This is a genomic window from Actinomyces bovis (assembly GCF_900444995.1).
Classification (GTDB): domain Bacteria; phylum Actinomycetota; class Actinomycetes; order Actinomycetales; family Actinomycetaceae; genus Actinomyces; species Actinomyces bovis.
The window spans coordinates 371,141-387,310 of the sequence record NZ_UAPQ01000001.1 but is presented as its reverse complement, the minus strand read 5'-3'; the positions used below and the strand labels follow the sequence as shown (position 1 = coordinate 387,310).

The window sequence follows — 16,170 nt, the reverse complement described above, 5'->3', positions numbered from 1 at the left end:
ATGCAGGTGGTGCGTTGGGGAGCGGCTCCCGTGCGCGCGTGCGAGGGGCAGCAGTGAGGCTGAGGGGAAAGACATGCCAAGCGATCGTCTATCGCGCCCAAGCCGGTTCCCGGTGGGCTGCCACCAGTGGTGCATCCCCGCTGAGCATGACTGCATGATACGGGTATGACCATCGACACGGCGCCCACTCAAACCACCAGTACGCCAGTCCTCGACTCGTCCGGCCCCGGCGGTACGACTCCGAACTCAGGACGCCGTGCCCTGGTCACGGGGGCCTCCACCGGCATTGGGGCAGCTACCGTGCGGCTCCTGCGCTCCCACGGCTGGCAGGTCGTCGCCACCGCTCGCCGCACCGAGCGGCTCCAGGCCCTCGCCGCCGAGACCGGCTGCCAGTGGGTCGCCGCCGACCTCCAGGACCAGAACGACGTCGACCGTCTGGCCGCCCAGGTCCTGGCCGACGGGCCCATCGACGCCGTCGTCAACAACGCTGGTGGTGCCATCGGCGTCGACCCCGTGGCCGAGGGCAGGCCCGAGGACTGGCTGACCATGTACGAGCGCAACGCCCTGGCGGCCCTGCGCATCACGCGCGCCTTCCTACCGGGCCTGCGTCAGCGCGGCGGTGATGTCTTATTTCTCACCTCGACGGCGGCGCACGGCACCTACCCTGGGGGCGCCGGTTATGTGGCAGCCAAGTATGCCGAACGAGTCATCGCCGAGACCCTGCGGCTCGAGCTGGTGGGCGAGCCCGTCCGAATCATTGAGATCGCCCCCGGCATGGTCGCCACTGAAGAATTCTCCCTCAACCGCTTAGGTGGTGACGCCAAGAAAGCGGCCGCCGTCTACGCCGGGGTCGAGCATCCGCTTGTGGCCGAGGACGTCGCGGAATGCATCGTTTGGGCTCTCGAACGGCCGCCCCACGTCAACATCGACTCGATGACCGTGCGCCCCCGGGCGCAGGCCAGCAACACGCTCATCGCGCGCAGCTGAGCCAGCGGCGGCCGGATCATCCCGCTGCCAGTCGGCCGGAGCCCAAGCCGGAGGCGCCGCCCGCAGGGCCACGATCACGGCCTGTTACACTCCCGCCAACAGGCACTGACCCGGCCGGCGCACCCAGCACACGTTGTGGCGCCCGGGCATCACCGGCGAGCCTCCCGGAAGAACCGGCGCTGTGGCGCCCCATTAGAACCGGGCGGGCGGGGCCCGCACAGCCCCTAATGAGCGGCCCCGCGCCGTCCTCGCCACCAGGCGTTGACACGCGGAGCAAGCGAGGTGGTACCGCGGCGCGGCGCCAGGGACCCCGCCAGGGGGATCGGGCCCGCTGTCGTCCTCGTGACCCCCGAACAGTCACGAGCAACACGCGAGGCGGACCCGATGGCCGACACCACCGACCACACTCCCGGCACCCACACCGGTGCCTCCTTCTACCCCCTGCACCGTCCCGGCCAGCAGGTCGACCCCGCGCCCTCCTTCCCGGCGATCGAGGAGGACATACTGGCCTACTGGCAGGACGACCGCACCTTCCAGGCCTCCATCGACTCCCGCCCCGCCTACGACGCCGATGGCCGCACCAACGAGTTCGTATTCTACGACGGCCCTCCCTTCGCCAACGGCCTGCCCCACTACGGCCACCTGCTGACCGGCTACGTCAAGGACGCCGTCGGCCGCTACCAGACCCAACAGGGCCGCCGCGTCGAGCGCCGCTTCGGCTGGGACACCCACGGACTGCCCGCCGAGCTGGAGGCCCAGCGGCTCCTGGGCATCGATGACGTCTCCGAGATCACCCGCCCCGGCGGCATAGGGATCGAGAAGTTCAATGAGGAGTGCCGCACCTCCGTGCTGCGCTACACCAAGGAGTGGGAGGACTACGTCACCCGCCAGGCCCGCTGGGTGGACTTCGAGGGCGACTACAAGACCCTGGACCCCACCTACATGGAGTCCGTCATCTGGGCCTTCAAAACCCTCTACGACAAGGGCCTGGCCTACCAGGGCTACCGCGTCCTGCCCTACTGCTGGCATGATCGCACCCCTCTGAGCAACCACGAGCTCAAAATGGACGATGACGTCTACCAGGATCGCCAGGACAACACCGTCACCGTCGGCATGCGCCTGACCGAGCCGCTCCTGCCCGGCGCCCACAGTCCGGAACTGATCCTCATCTGGACCACCACCCCCTGGACCCTGCCCTCCAACCTGGCTGTGGCCGCCGGGCCGGACATCGACTACGTGGTGGTGCGCGTGGCCGCGGACCTGGACTCCCCACTGGCCGGACAGGACGTGGTCCTGGGAGAGGCCCGCCTGGAGGCCTACACCAAGGAACTCGGCGAGGAGCCGGAGGTTCTGGCTCGTCTCAAGGGCTCCGAGCTGGTGGGCCGCCGCTACCACCCGATCTTCGACTACTTTAACGACGCCGCCCACCGCGAGGAGGGTGCCGCCCCAGGCCCCCAGGGTTGGAGCATCATCGGCGGTGACTACGTCACCACTGAGGACGGTACCGGCCTGGTGCATATCGCCCCCGCCTTCGGTGAGGACGACATGTTCGTCTGCATGGAAGCCGGGATTAACCCCGTCCTGCCCGTGGACGAGGGCGGCTGCTTCACCACTGAGGTGCCCGACTACCAGGGCCTGCAGGTCTTCGAGGCCAATAAGCCGATCACTGCGGATCTGCGTGACGGCAGCGGCCCGCTCGCCCGCGTGGACGCCGCCCATCGCGCGGTCCTGGTGCAGCAGAAGAGCTACGTGCACAGCTACCCGCACTGCTGGCGCTGCCGCGAGCCGTTGATCTACAAGGCCGTCTCCTCCTGGTTCGTCAAGGTGACCGCCATCCGCGACCGCATGGTGGAACTCAACCGGCAGATCGAGTGGACCCCCGCCCACATCAAGGACGGCATCTTCGGCAATTGGCTGGCCGGGGCACGCGACTGGTCCATCTCCCGCAACCGCTTCTGGGGTGCCCCCATCCCCGTGTGGCGCTCTGACGATCCCGCCTACCCGCGTGAGGACGTCTACGGCTCCTTCGAGGAGCTGGAGCGGGACTTCGGGGTGAAGGTGAAGGACCTGCACCGGCCCTTCATCGACACCCTGGTGCGCCCCAACCCGGATGACCCCACCGGCAAGTCCATGATGCGCCGCATCCCCGACGTCCTGGACTGCTGGTTCGAGTCCGGCTCCATGCCCTACGCCCAGGTGCACTACCCCTTCGAGAACGTCGAATGGTTCGAGTCCCACAACCCCGGCGACTTCATCGTGGAGTACATCGGCCAGACCCGCGGCTGGTTCTACACGCTGCACGTGCTGGCCACCGCCCTGTTCGACCGGCCCGCCTTCCGCACCTGCGTCTCCCACGGCATCCTCCTGGGCGACGACGGCGCCAAGATGAGCAAGTCCCTGCGCAACTACCCCGACGTCAACATGGTCTTCGATCGCGATGGCGCCGACGCCATGCGCTGGTTCCTGCTGTCCAGCCCCGTGGTGCGCGGCGGGAACCTGGCCGTAACCGGCCGCGCCGTCCGCGACACGGTGCGCCAGGTCCTGCTGCCCCTGTGGAATACCTGGTACTTCTTCGCCCTCTACGCCGGGCAGGCGGCAGACGGCCGGGGCTACGTCACTAAGGGCGTGAACCTGGAGGACGCGAGCCTGTTCGGGGCGCGCGGCAGCCTGCACGTCATGGACCGCTACATCCTGGCCCGTGCCAAGGACCTGGCGGCCACCGTGGCCGCCCAGATGGACGCCTACGACGTCACCGGCGCCACCGCCACCATCCGTGACTTCATCGACGTACTCACCAACTGGTACCTGCGCACCTCCCGCTCGCGCTTCACCGACGCCGACTCGGAAACCTGCCGCCCGGCCTTCGACACCCTGGCCACGGTGCTGCGGGTGCTCACCCAGGTGATGGCGCCGCTGGCCCCACTGGTCTCCGAGGAGATCTACCGGGGGCTGACCGGTGAGCGCTCCGTGCACCTGACCGACTGGCCGGTGCTGCCCGCCCACGTGGCCGATGCCGCCTTGGTGACCGCCATGGATGAGGCCCGCGACGCCGTCTCCGCCGTGCTCGGCTTGCGCAAGGCCGAGAAACTGCGGGTGCGCCAGCCCTTGCGCACCCTGACGGTGGCCACCACCGACCCGGCAGGATTGGCCCCCTTCCGCGCCCTCATCGGCGAGGAGGTCAATGTCAAGGAGGTGCGCGTCCTGGACGCCGCCGACGCCGGCTACCAGGTCAGCCAGCAACTCACCCTCAACCCGCGTGCCTTCACTCCGGAGGTCCGCAAGCTCACCTCCAAGCTCTTCGCCGCCGTCAAGGCGGGAGAGTGGGTTCTCACCGAGGACGGTGACGTGCGCTTCGACGGCGTGCTGCTGGAGGGCACCCCCGTGGTCCTGGAGGCAGAGGATTCAGCCTTCACCCTGAGCAGTCGCATCGAGTTGGAGGACGACTCCCTGGCCGCCACCATGCTCGACTCCGGGGCTTTCGTGGTGCTGGACACGGCTTTGGACGAGGAATTGGAGGCGGAGGGCTGGGCCCGCGATCTGGTGCGCCTGGTCATGGATGAGCGCAAGGCGGCGGGCATGCAGATTGGTGAGCCGGTCTCTCTGACCCTGACCGTGCCAGTGGACAAGGGGGCCTGGACCGGCGCCTACCTGGACCTGCTCAAGTCAGAGACCAGCTGCGTGTCCACCACCGTGGTGGCCGACCCGGAGGCCGAGGCGCCCAGCGCCAAGGTCACCAAGGGCTGAACGGTGCCTGCACGCGCCTGCGTGTGGCTGACCCCGCCGTAGGCGCAGCGGCGACAGCGGCGAGGTTCCCAGCGGTGATGACCGGAGGGAACCTCGCCGTGCACGTCATGGGGGGGGCACAGTCCGGGGGGCGCCCATGCCCGTCTCAGCGCTTGCGCTGGTCGAGGAGGAGGAACACGACGGTCGCCACGACCAGGATGGAGGACACTGCTCCGAGCGGTGTGGCTCTTCTTGGGGGTGCGGTTCATAATCGGTCACCGACTTATTTCACACAGCAGACGGGAACAGCGGCAGGGGTGACGTACACCTTGATACCCCTTCCTCATGAATTACAGAGACCGTAGATGCCGCCTGTTATGACGAGTGCAGAGGCGATTGTCCTAGCGCCGACCGCGCCGATACCAGTCCAGCTCTGTAGGGGTGGGCGCTTGGGGACCCGCTGCGCATGGTCTGATCTTTTCGGTTTGAGAAATGATTGGCCGCAAGTCCGCGCAGAGTGAACTGCGCCACTATGTTGGCACTTGCTCCCACAAGGCCTCCAGCACCTCAATGAGCGCCCCCGCCTCTTGCTCATTTGCAGGCAGAGGCAGGCGCCGGGCAGGTTTGGCCCCCGGGTAGGGCTCCTCCAGCGGGGCGTCCGGCACCGCCTCACGCACGGCGGGCACGTCCTTGAGCAGCAGGCGCTCGTCGTAGACGCCGCCGACCACCCGCTCACGCCAATACAGCACGTACTCACCCATCATGGCGCGGGCGCGAGCCCCCGGCCCCAGCAGCTCTGTGAGCGATGCGATGGTCTGCTTAGAGGTCGCCATGGCTCAAGGTTAGCTGCGGCATCGTTAGGCTGGGCGCGGTCCAGCAACAGGGGAGCAGCAGATGAGCAGCGAGCAGAAGCACCAGGCCAAGCAGCCCAGCCAGCAGATGGATGGTAACCACCCTGGGGCTGCCTTCGGCATCCCGGCAGGCGCCAGCGGTGAGGAGGTCGTGGACGCCATCTTCACCCCAGGCGGTGCCGACGGCGGGGTGGACCCCGAACTGCTGCCCTACCTGGAAGCCGCCGACTCCCAGGAGGGACTGTCCATCGCTGAAGTCCGTGAGGCGGGGCGCACCGCTGCCGAGCGTGAGGAGGAGGCCGAGGCGGAACGCTTGGCCGCCCTGCGCGCGCTCGTAGCCCACAATATGATCCCTGGCGGGGACCTGGCCCGGCTAGACGAGCTGCTAGCTGAGGTAGATGCCGACGACTCCGACGACTGGAACCAGTGGGAGAACATCCTGCCCGACTCCGCCACATCCGCCGCCAGCAGCGCTTCAGCCAGCAGCGCCGAGGAGGCTGAAGCCAGCCCCAACGCTGACGACGTCGTCGCTGCTGAAGAGCGCGGGGGAGAGGCTCACACTGCCGCCCTACTGGAGGCCCGCCGCGCCGCCGTCGTCTCCCAACGCATGCGTGAAGTAGAGGCCGAAATCCTCTCCCGCGCCCCCGAGCACAAGGTCCAGCCCTCCCTCGAACGCGTGGAGGCCGTACTAGACATCATTGGGAACCCTGAGCGCAGCTACCGCGTCGTACACATCACCGGCACCAATGGCAAGACCTCCACTGCCCGCATGGTGGAACGCCTAGTGGCCACCACCGGACTGCGCACCGGCCGCTTCACCAGCCCCCACCTGGCCACCATCCGTGAACGCATCAGCCTGGATGGTGAGCCCATCAGCGAAGCGGGCTTCATTGCTGCCTGGGAGGATGTGGCCCCCTATATCGCCATGGTTGACGAGCAGTCCCTGACCAAGGGTGGGCCCCGCCTGAGCTTCTTTGAGGTGCTCACCGTGATGGCCCTGGCGGCCTTTGCTGACTATCCGGTGGATGTGGCCATCGTGGAGGTCGGCATGGGTGGGCTCTGGGACGCGACCAATGTGGTCCAGTCCCAAGTGGAGGTCATCACCCCCATCGGCCTGGACCACACCAAGTGGCTGGGTGACACCCTTGAGGCGATCGCCACGGAGAAGGCCGGGATAATCAAGGACGGCGCCACCCTGGTCACCTCCCTGCAGCCAGCCGCGGCGCTCGGCCCCATCACCCGGGCCGCCCGGGAGCACGGCGTCATCTGGCGTCGTGAAGTGGACCCCGACTTGGAGCCGGGTTCCCCCGAGGCCGGAGAGCTGGAGGTGGTGGACCGTGAACTCGCCGTGGGCGGCCAGCTGGTCACCCTGCGCACCGCCGCCGGCATCTACGAGGATGTATTCGTTCCCCTGCACGGCGAGTACCAGGCGCACAACGCCCTGCTGGCCCTGGCCGCCACCGAGGCGCTGCTCGGAGGGCGGCTGCTGCCCGCACGGATCGTGGAGGAGGGCTTCGCCTCCGTCACTAGCCCCGGCCGCCTGGAGGTGGTGCGCTCCTCGCCCACGGTCCTGGTGGACGCCGGGCACAACCCCCATGGGATCGCGGCGCTGCGCCAGGCCGTGGAGGAGGTCTTCGGCTTCAAGCACCTGGCCCTGGTCTATGGCGCCATGGCGGACAAGGATATTGAGGGTGTGCTCGCCGTCCTGGAGCCGATCTGTGAGACCGTGGTCTGCGTGCCCATCGATTCGCCGCGCGCCGCCACGCCGGAGGATCTGGCAGTGGTAGCACGGGAGGTCTTCGGTACCGAGCGTGTGCAGTTGGCGCAGACCCTGGCCCAGGGCGTGGAGCGGGCCCAGGAGAGCGCCGAGGCACATGACGACCCGCTGCCCACCTCCGGCGTGCTCATTTGCGGCTCAGTGGTGCTGGCCGCCCAGGCCCGTGCTCTGTTCGGCCGGGCCTGAGCCGGGCGGCACTGCACTTCGATCTTCCGACCGGAGCGCCAAGTTGCTACATTGCGATGCACCCGGGCGCCTTGGAGCGCCATGACGCCAACCGCTGCAGCCCCGGAGCCGCACGGTGCGAGAAAGGACCGCCACCAATGACGACGCTTCCCTCCCGCACACTGATCCTCATCAAGCCCGACGCCGTGCGCCGCAGCCTGACGGGGGAAGTGCTTCGCCGCTTCGAGGCTAAGGGCTACAAACTGGTGGCTCTCCGCCTGGTGCAGGCCAGCAAGGAGATGCTTGCTGAGCACTACGCTGAGCACGTCTCTAAGCCCTTTTACCCTGGCGTGGAGCAGTACATGTCCTCCGGCCCGCTGGTAGCTCTCGTACTTGAAGGCCTGCGGGTGGTGGAAGGCTCGCGCAGCCTCATGGGCACCACCGACCCAACCACCGCTGCCCCCGGCACGATCCGCGGCGACCTGGGGCGCGACTGGGACGGGGAGACCATGGAGAATCTGGTCCACGGCTCTGACTGCGAAGAGTCGGCTGCGCGCGAAATCGCTATCTGGTTCCCCGAGCTCGCCGGCTGAAAAACGCCAGATCGGCCGCCTCGCCACCGGTAAATGGCAGAAGCGACCGATCTGGGAGCCAAGCTCTCTGAAGCAGCTTAGGCTGCGGAAGACTTGCGGCCTAGCACCTCACGCAGCGGCACCCGCGCGCCGGTGCGTGTGACTGCCCGGGTGTAGATCCGCGCAGCCAGCCACACCAGTGCCGGCAGGGCGGCTAGCGCAATCACCAGGGCCAGGGCCTGCTCGGCCCAGCTGGAGATTCCGAAGACCAGCCGAGTCGGCATCATGAAGGGCGAGAAGAAGGGGAGGTATGACAAAACCTTCCAGTGCAGGGCCTGCGGGTTGTTCATGACCATGAAGATCGACGCCATGTACGGGGCCATGCACAGTGCGATCAGAGGCATCACGGTGGCCGAGACGTCCTCCTGACGGCTCACCAGCGAGCCCGCCGCACCGAACAGGGCCGCGAAGGTCAGGAAACCAAGCACCAACCACACCAGGAGCATTACCAGGGCCGTGTCAAAGTTGAGTTCGACCTTAGGCAATACATTCAGGAGCTTCGCGGTAGTCAGGCCAACGGCAGCCGTCACCCCGTAGGACAAGACCACCCCAGCGCCGGTGCCCAGAATCTTCCCAGCCAACAGGGATGTGGGGCGCACGCAAGCCAACAGGATCTCCACGATGCGGCTGGACTTCTCTTCCACCACACCCATGGCGATGTACTGCCCCCCACCCATAAGGGTTAAGAGCAGGAGGGCATCCACCGCCAGCAAAATGCCGTAGCGCACGCCAAAGTCCGCACTATCAGTGCTCGGTGGGTCCAGGGCCTCCACCGCGGGGGCAGCTTCAGCCAGGGAACTTGCAACGGTGGAGGCGTCCCCACCTAGGGAGGAGATCTTCTCCGCCAGGGCATGCTGTTGCAGCAAGGCCGTCAAACCGGAGACCACTGCCGTATCCGCCTTTTCACAGACCGTCACCTTGGCCTTGGCGGAGTCCAGTGAGAGCACCATGTCGGGCCGGTGGGTGCCCTCAGGCGCGTCTGCGCACAAGCTGTCCTTGCTGGGGGGCGTGGCCTCAACCAACTCAACCGGCTGCCCGTTCGCAGCGTGCAGCTGCTTTAGGCCCGGGCTCAAAGCCGCCACGGTCTGCTGATCGGCGCCGATCACGCCCAGGCGGTAGGGCTCGTCTTTGTCACCGCTGAGCCAGGCGTAGCCAACGATGCTGGCAACGACCGCCAGGAGCATTAGCCCATTGGCGATTAGGGAACTCTTGCGCAGCATTTGGACGCGGAACTCGCGGCCAGCTACGAGCATGATCTCGCTAGCTCGGGAGATATTGGTGGAGCTGGAGTTGGGGGTGGTCATGCGCGCTTCTCCTCGTGCTCGTCTGCCTGCGGGGCCGCCAACGCGTCCCGGAAGATGTCTGTCAGCGGGCGGCGTACCGGACCCAACTCACGTATCGTGCCCAGGCGCTGGGCGGCCGCCAGCAGCGCCTGCTCGTCGGTGCCGCCCGCGGTGAGGGTGAGGCGTCCGGCCCGGTCAGTGTGGGACTCCAGGCCAGGTAGGGACCCGGACAGCTCTGTCAGCAGCTGCTCCACCTGTACCTGGTCTGCCTGCGGCTGTACCACCACGCGCCAGCGCTGTTGCGCACTGGCCTGCAGCTCCTCGATGGTCCCGTCTGCCACCAGGCTGCCGGCGCGGATGATGACCACCCGGTCGCAGAGGCGCTCGACGACGTCGAGCTGGTGAGAGGAGAAAAGCGTAGGCACGCCAGCTGCCGCACGCTCCTGCAGTACCTCGCTCATCACGTCCACCGCCACCGGGTCTAGGCCAGAGAAAGGCTCATCCAGCACCAGCAGCTCGGGAGAACCGACCAGGGCAGCAGCCAGCTGTACTCGCTGCTGGTTACCCAGGGAGAGCTTCTGCACCTCGTCATCTTTGCGGTGCGCGATGTCCAAGCGCCCCATCCACTCCTGGGCCGCAGCTTCAGCCTGGCTCTTGCTGGCGCCGTGGAGGCGGGCCAGATAGCGCAGCTGCTCCCCGACCTTCATCTTGGGGTAGAGGCCGCGTTCCTCTGGCATGTAGCCGATGCGGCGGCGGAGGCCGGCATCTACGGGGTTGCCATCCCAGATCACCTCACCAGAGTCGGTGGCGAGCACCCCCATGACGATGCGCATGGTCGTGGATTTGCCTGCACCGTTGGCACCCACGAAGCCGACGATCTCGCCGTCGTTGAGGTGTAGGGAGAGGTCGTCTAGGGCCTGTACGGCCCCAAATCTTTTGGAGAGGTGACGGATGTCGAGCACGGTGGCTCCTTCTGTGGGGAAGGGTTAACGAAGAAAAGGGTGGTTGACCTTGGACATTTTTGTCAATCAAGCTTGTCATTAATCTACCGGTTCCAGCGTCTCGCTCAGTGCTTTCTGCAGCATCATCCGCAGGTAGGAAACGAGGCCCTAGAACCTACGGTTATCGTGGCGGCGTGCCCAACGACCATGAGCCTGACCCGCAGACCCACCCTCTGCGGCGCTCGCCGCTGTTGAGTGCTGCGCTACTAGGCGCCACAGGTTTTATTGCACTGCTGGCCCTGGCCATGTTTCTACCAATCCCGGCATTGGATTACTCCCTCATGCTCGGCACCTGGGGCCTGGCCGCCACCATCCTGATAGCCGCCATGCTGCTGGTGTCCATCCTGGCCCTGCGCAAGCACCCCAGTCACGCCCGACGCCTAGCGGCAGCACTGGCCGCAGCCTCCCTGGTGGCCACCGGCGTCGTGGCCAGCGCACAACTGCGCCAAGCCCAGCAACTGGGCGCCAGCATCAACTGGTGGCAGGCCAGCGGGATAGGCCAGTGGGGCTCCCTGCCCGACGAGGAACCCACCTTCATGGAGGACGCCGCCTCGGGGCAGAAACTCCAAGCCGGCGTCTGGCTGCCCCACGACCCCGCCACCGGGCGGAAACTCAGCGCCCAGCAAGTGCAGGTCGCTCACCCCGACGGCGTGCCCGTCGTCGTGCTGCTCCATGGCGGCGGCTGGCACACCGGTAACCGACGCAATCCCATGACCAAAGGACAAGCGACCTGGCTAGCTCAGCAAGGCTATCTGGCAATCGCCCTGGACTATCCCCTGTCCCTGACTAACCTGCCCACCTGGCAATTGGCGGAATCTCGCTCCGCCCTGGGACTGGCCTGGGTAGGCCGTGAAGCCGCCAACTGGGGCGGGGACGTTAAGCGCTTAGCTTTGGTGGGGGACTCCTCAGGTGGACATTTGGCTTTGGAACTGGCCGCACGCCAGGTGCTCGGCACCATGGAGGAGATTTGCCCGGAGCCAGTGCCGCAGATCCGCGCTCTGTCCCTGACCTACCCCGTGGCAGACCCGGTGGGATTTCATGACAACTCGGACCTCATTATGGCGCCCTACGTCTCCTGGCGGGCCGCCATCTATGTGGGCGGCAGCCCCACCCAGCAGCCGGAACGCTTTGCTGAGATCAGCCCCATCAACAAGGTGCATGAGCTCCAGCGCCGGGGGCTGGGGGCCCAATTGCCGCCGGTGCTCATGGTGCACGGCGAGCGCGATCACGTGGTCCCGGTGGACGGCACGCAGCGGCTCCACCAAGCACTTATCGACGCCGGGGCCCGCAGTCAGCTCGTGGAGATTCCCTACGCGGATCACGTCTTCGACCTCAACCCTGGCTCAGTGCCCTCCCAACTGTGGCGCCACCTCACCATTGAATTGCTGAACCGTTCCGGGATGGGCACCTAAGGGAGTCACTTGGCACAGCCTCCGCACGGAGTACCTCGCTGGCTACTATCGTGGGGTCCGTGCACCTGAAGACGTTGACGATAAAGGGCTTCAAGTCCTTCGCCTCGTCAACCACCCTGCGCCTGGAGCCCGGAATCACCGCCGTGGTGGGCCCCAATGGCTCGGGCAAATCCAATGTGGTGGATGCCCTGACCTGGGTCATGGGGGAGCAGGGCGCCAAGAACCTGCGCGGCGGTTCCATGGCGGATGTGATCTTCGCGGGTGCGGGTTCCCGCCCGGCCCTGGGCCGCGCCGAAGTCTCTCTGACCATCGACAACACTGACGGCGCCCTGCCCATCGACTACACCGAAGTCACCATCACCCGCACCCTCTTCCGGGGCGGTGGCTCCGAGTACCAAATCAACGGCACCCCCTGCCGGCTCCTGGACGTGCAAGAACTCCTCTCCGACACCGGCCTGGGCCGCCAGATGCACGTGATCGTGGGCCAAGGCCAACTGGACGCCGTCTTGTCTGCCACGCCTGAGGAACGCCGCGGCTTCATTGAGGAGGCCGCAGGCGTCCTTAAACACCGCCGCCGCAAGGAGCGGGCGCTGCGCAAACTCGATTCCATGGCCGCAGACCTCACCCGCGTCACCGATCTGGCGACCGAGCTGCGCCGCCAGCTAGGACCCCTGGCGCGGCAGGCCGCCGTCGCCCGCCGCGCCCGCAGCATCCAGGTTGAGGTCCGTGACGCTACCGCCCGCCTCCTAGCCGATGACGTCGCCCAAGCCCAATCCCTCTTGGAAGCCGGCCAAGCGGACGCCGGAGACCTGGCCCGCCGCCGCGCCGCCGCCGCAGAGGCTGAGCGGCAGGCCCGCGCACAGTTGGCCGAGCTGGCCGCCACCGACGCCACCAGTGGCCGCCGTCTGGCTCGTGCCACCACCACCTGGGAGGAGCTTTCCGGTGAAGCCCGTGCCCTGACCTCACTGTCTGAGGTGGCGGGGGAGCGGGTGCGGCTGCTCACCCAAACTCGCCACGCGGTCCAGGGCACTGACCCTGAGGAATTGGACCGACGGGCGCAGAACGCCGCCACGGAAGAAGCTGAGCTAGCCGACGCCGTAGAGGCCGCGCGTTCCACACTTGCAGACGCCAATCGGGAGCGCGTGGATGCTGAGGCCGCCGACTCTGCCGCCGAAGCTGCCCTCTCCTCCCTGCAACGCCGTCAGGCTGAGCACCGGGAGCGCATAGCTCGGACGGGTGGCCGCGTAGCCTCCGCCCGCTCCCGCCACGAGGCCGCCCAAGCCGCTTTGGAACAAGCCCGCAAGTCGCTGGAGGCAGCCAGTGGGCGCGCCCAAACGGCAGCCCAAGCGCTGCTGGAAGCGGGGGGAGAACGCGGGACGGAGGCGGAACAGGCCGCCGACGCCGTGGAGCTAACGCCAGAACAGGCTCAGGCCGCTCAAGCCCAAGCTGTCCACGATGAGGCCACTGCTGCCCTCGCGTCTGCCCGTGACGCCGTCGCCTCCGCCAATGAAGCCCGCCGCGAAGCCGCCGCCGACGTGGCCACCTGGACCGCCCGCCGCGACACCCTGGCCCTGTCCCTGCGCAGCAAGGACGGCACTGGGGCCCTGATTGAAGCTGCCCCGAGCGGGATGCTCGGCCCCCTGGCGGAACAGCTGCGCATCAAACGCGGTTGGGAGAACGCCGTAGCTGCTCTGCTAGGTGAACTCGCCGGGGCCGCCTTGATTTCCGACGCCGACGCCGCCGGCAACGCCCTAGAACTCGCCCGCGAGCAGGACGCCGGGCAAGTCCGTCTCGTGCTGGCCACCGGCGAGGTACCTGGACTTGAAAGCTCCGCCGTAGAAGCGTTGGCGCAGAATATCGCCGACGCCGCGCCCACGGCCCTGCCAGCTCGGGAACTCGTGACTGTTACCAAGTCTGCTGTGGCCAAGGCTCCGGCGCTGGCAGCCTTGCTGGATCGGCTGTTGGGCGGGGCCGTCGTCGTCACCGATCTGGCCGCCGCCAACGCCCTGCGCCAAGCCGTGCCCGCAGCAGTGGTGGCCACTCAGGCGGGCGACGTGCTGGCCCCCGGTTGGGTGACCGGGGCTGGGCGCGGTGCCTCCTCTATTTTGGAACTGACCGCCGCCCACGAGGAGGCCGTGGCGGAGGCAGAGTCCGCTGCCGCAGCAGAGACCGAGGCCGCTGCCGCCGTCGAGGCTGCCCGCGCGGCGGAAGACGAAGCCCGCCAAGGCCTGTCTGAAGCTCTAGCACAGCTGCGTCGCGCCGACGCCGAGGCCGCTCGCGCTGCCGAAGAAGTAGCCCGCCTCGCTTCCGCTGCCCGCGCCGCCAGCGAGGAGGAGGGCCGGGCCAAGCGAGTCCTGGAACGCGCGGAACAAGAACTCACCACCCGCACTGCGGAGCTGTCCGCCGCTTCCGCTGCCTTGAGCGCGTTGGAGGAGCCTGCCGGGCAGGCCGAGGACGAAGAGGCTGTATTGGCTAAGGCCCGTCAAGCCCGGGAGGCAGCCGCAGCCGCCGCTACCCAGGCTCGGGCCGCCGAAACCGAAGCCCGACTCACCCTGCGCACCGCCGAGGAGCGGGAACGTTCCAGTCGGGGTCGCGCGCAGTCACTGCGTTCAGCCGCCCGCCGGGAACGTGAGGCCCGGGCGCAAGCGGAGCGGGCAGAGGCGCGGCGTCTGGCAAGGCTGCGCGTCGCCACCCACGTGCGTGACCAGGCTGCCTTGGCCGCCCAAGCCGCCGCGCAGTCAGTGACCGCGGCCCTAGCTGAGCGACGCCGTCTGGATGAAGAACGCAGTCAAACCACCGTGGCAATTAACGCGGTCCGCGAGCAGATTGACCAGCATTCGCGTGAATTGGCTTCCCTGACGGATGCTGCCCACCGTGAGGAAGTGGCCCGCGCTGAGCAGCGCATGCGCCTGGAAGCCTTGGGGGAGCGGGCCCTGGCTGAACTCGGCATGAACCTGGAAGACCTAGTCGAGGAGTACGGGCCGCATATGCCGGTGCCCGAGGCGCTCGCGGAGGAGGTAGAAGCGGCTGCAGCAGACCAGGCAGCTGAGGGCGAGCAGACCGGTGAGAATAACCAGTCTGGCGGCGCAGACAGCGACGCTGGCGCCGCGCCGCAGGATGAGACCGGCGGCGCGGCGGCCCCGGCGTCGTCCCGTGGCGGGCGGCCATTCGTACGCGCCGAGCAGGAGAAGCGACTCGCCCGCGCCCAACGCGACCTGGCCAAGCTAGGAAAGGTAAATCCTTTGGCGCTGGAGGAGCACGCGGCCTTGGAGCAGCGCCACCAGTTCCTGGCCACGCAACTGGATGACCTCAAGCGCTCGCGAGCGGATCTGCTGCGTATCGTGGAAGAGATTGATGCCCGCGTCTTAGAGGTGTTTAGCGCCGCCTTCGCGGATACCGCCGTCCAGTTCGCCGGGGTTTTTGATCGGCTCTTCCCAGGTGGGGAGGGCCGCCTGGTGCTCACAGACCCCAATGACCTGCTCACCACAGGCATTGAAATTGAGGCGCGCCCGGCGGGTAAGAAGGTCAAGCGTTTGTCCCTGCTTAGCGGTGGCGAGCGGTCCTTGGCGGCAGTGGCCTTGCTGGTGGCGATTTTCAAGGCTCGGCCCTCGCCCTTCTACGTGATGGACGAGGTGGAGGCAGCCTTGGATGACACCAATCTGGGCCGTTTGCTGGAGATCTTCACCGAGCTGCGCGAATCCAGCCAGCTCATCATCATCACGCATCAAAAGCGCACCATGGAGGTGGCGGATGCCCTCTATGGCATCACTATGCGCGAGGGTGTAACCAAGGCCGTGAGCCAGCGACTCGCGCAAACTAAAGCCGCCACCACGGGTACCTGAGCGCCAGCCGGGTGCTCGTATGAGGCATGTCATACCCTCGCGGTTGCAGGTCGGTTTTTAGCGGATCATCATTGAGCTATGACTTCGGTCCTGCTCCCTGGTTTCCTGTTTCTCCTGCTCGGGCTGGTCATTCCGGCCACCCTGCTGGCTGGGCGCCGCCCAGTGCGCACCTGGGGCCGCTGGGCCAAAGAGCTCGTAGGCATCTTCCGTGAGCGCGACGAGGAACCTGTCCGCGTCGTCTCCCAGGAGGTCACGCTCGCTGAGCTCATGGTGCGCGACTCCACCCCCGCCTATATGGGCACAGACGCTTTTTCCGGGCTGGTGGACGCCGTCGACCGCGTATTGGACCAGGCGGAGAGCGCGAGCACCCACCGCTGGACTCCAACCCGGTTGCGCCGCCAAGCCGGGGCTGCTTCCGCTAACTGAGCCTTTGAGGGTGCCGCCGGCAACCGAGAGTTGAGAGCGCTTCCGCTCACTGAGAGCTGACCCGCCGAAGC

10 protein-coding genes are annotated in these 16,170 nt (G+C 67.3%); 7 read left to right on the top strand and 3 right to left on the bottom strand.

Features of this window, described 5'->3' with window-relative positions; translation table 11 throughout:
* The first annotated feature begins 165 nt into the window (after window positions 1–165).
* A complete protein-coding gene (locus DR039_RS01635) occupies window positions 166–987 on the top strand; it encodes an SDR family oxidoreductase (protein ID WP_111835652.1) in 822 nt (273 codons plus the stop codon).
* Window positions 988–1,371: 384 nt separating this feature from the next.
* Window positions 1,372–4,731: an isoleucine--tRNA ligase gene (ileS, locus tag DR039_RS01630; RefSeq protein ID WP_111835651.1), complete on the top strand. Its 3,360-nt coding sequence runs from the start codon at window positions 1,372–1,374 to the stop codon at window positions 4,729–4,731.
* A gap of 509 nt (window positions 4,732–5,240) precedes the next feature.
* On the opposite strand, the gene DR039_RS01625 is transcribed toward ileS, so the two are convergent.
* Window positions 5,241–5,543, bottom strand: a complete 303-nt coding sequence (locus tag DR039_RS01625) for a hypothetical protein (RefSeq protein ID WP_111835650.1) — start codon at window positions 5,541–5,543, stop codon at window positions 5,241–5,243.
* Window positions 5,544–5,649: 106 nt separating this feature from the next.
* Between DR039_RS01625 and DR039_RS01620 the strand changes: the two genes are divergently transcribed.
* Both DR039_RS01620 and ndk read left to right on the top strand, forming a co-directional pair.
* Window positions 5,650–7,524, top strand: coding sequence for a bifunctional folylpolyglutamate synthase/dihydrofolate synthase (locus DR039_RS01620; protein ID WP_111835998.1), 1,875 nt, complete (start codon window positions 5,650–5,652; stop codon window positions 7,522–7,524).
* A gap of 137 nt (window positions 7,525–7,661) precedes the next feature.
* Entirely contained in the window at window positions 7,662–8,096 is a 435-nt protein-coding gene (gene ndk, locus DR039_RS01615; RefSeq protein WP_111835649.1) for a nucleoside-diphosphate kinase, read from the top strand.
* 77 nt (window positions 8,097–8,173) lie between these two features.
* Here ndk and DR039_RS01610 read toward each other — a convergent pair whose 3' ends face one another.
* Both DR039_RS01610 and DR039_RS01605 read right to left on the bottom strand, forming a co-directional pair.
* Window positions 8,174–9,439, bottom strand: coding sequence for an ABC transporter permease (locus DR039_RS01610; protein WP_111835648.1), 1,266 nt, complete (start codon window positions 9,437–9,439; stop codon window positions 8,174–8,176).
* Window positions 9,436–10,380: an ABC transporter ATP-binding protein gene (locus DR039_RS01605; protein WP_111835647.1), complete on the bottom strand. Its 945-nt coding sequence runs from the start codon at window positions 10,378–10,380 to the stop codon at window positions 9,436–9,438. The genes DR039_RS01610 and DR039_RS01605 overlap by 4 nt, the downstream gene beginning before the upstream one ends.
* 173 nt (window positions 10,381–10,553) lie before the next feature.
* Here DR039_RS01605 and DR039_RS01600 point away from each other — a divergent pair, with 173 nt between their 5' ends.
* The 3 genes from DR039_RS01600 (at window position 10,554) to DR039_RS01590 (ending at window position 16,099) form a co-directional block, all read left to right on the top strand.
* Entirely contained in the window at window positions 10,554–11,831 is a 1,278-nt protein-coding gene (locus DR039_RS01600) for an alpha/beta hydrolase (protein ID WP_111835646.1), read from the top strand.
* Window positions 11,832–11,890: 59 nt separating this feature from the next.
* Window positions 11,891–15,673, top strand: a complete 3,783-nt coding sequence (gene smc / locus DR039_RS01595) for a chromosome segregation protein SMC (RefSeq protein WP_111835997.1) — start codon at window positions 11,891–11,893, stop codon at window positions 15,671–15,673.
* Between the two features lie 78 nt (window positions 15,674–15,751).
* A complete protein-coding gene (locus DR039_RS01590) occupies window positions 15,752–16,099 on the top strand; it encodes a hypothetical protein (protein ID WP_111835645.1) in 348 nt (115 codons plus the stop codon).
* Window positions 16,100–16,170 lie beyond the last annotated feature (71 nt).

Bases quoted from the DNA above. Each gene is read 5' to 3' on its own strand.
- ileS (WP_111835651.1), top strand. From the start codon at position 1,372: ATGGCCGACACCACCGACCACACTCCCGGCACCCACACCGGTGCCTCC.
- DR039_RS01620 (WP_111835998.1), top strand. From the start codon at position 5,650: ATGGATGGTAACCACCCTGGGGCTGCCTTCGGCATCCCGGCAGGCGCC.
- DR039_RS01625 (WP_111835650.1), bottom strand. From the start codon at position 5,543: ATGGCGACCTCTAAGCAGACCATCGCATCGCTCACAGAGCTGCTGGGG.
- ndk (WP_111835649.1), top strand. From the start codon at position 7,662: ATGACGACGCTTCCCTCCCGCACACTGATCCTCATCAAGCCCGACGCC.
- DR039_RS01590 (WP_111835645.1), top strand. From the start codon at position 15,752: ATGACTTCGGTCCTGCTCCCTGGTTTCCTGTTTCTCCTGCTCGGGCTG.
- DR039_RS01610 (WP_111835648.1), bottom strand. From the start codon at position 9,439: ATGACCACCCCCAACTCCAGCTCCACCAATATCTCCCGAGCTAGCGAG.
- DR039_RS01635 (WP_111835652.1), top strand. From the start codon at position 166: ATGACCATCGACACGGCGCCCACTCAAACCACCAGTACGCCAGTCCTC.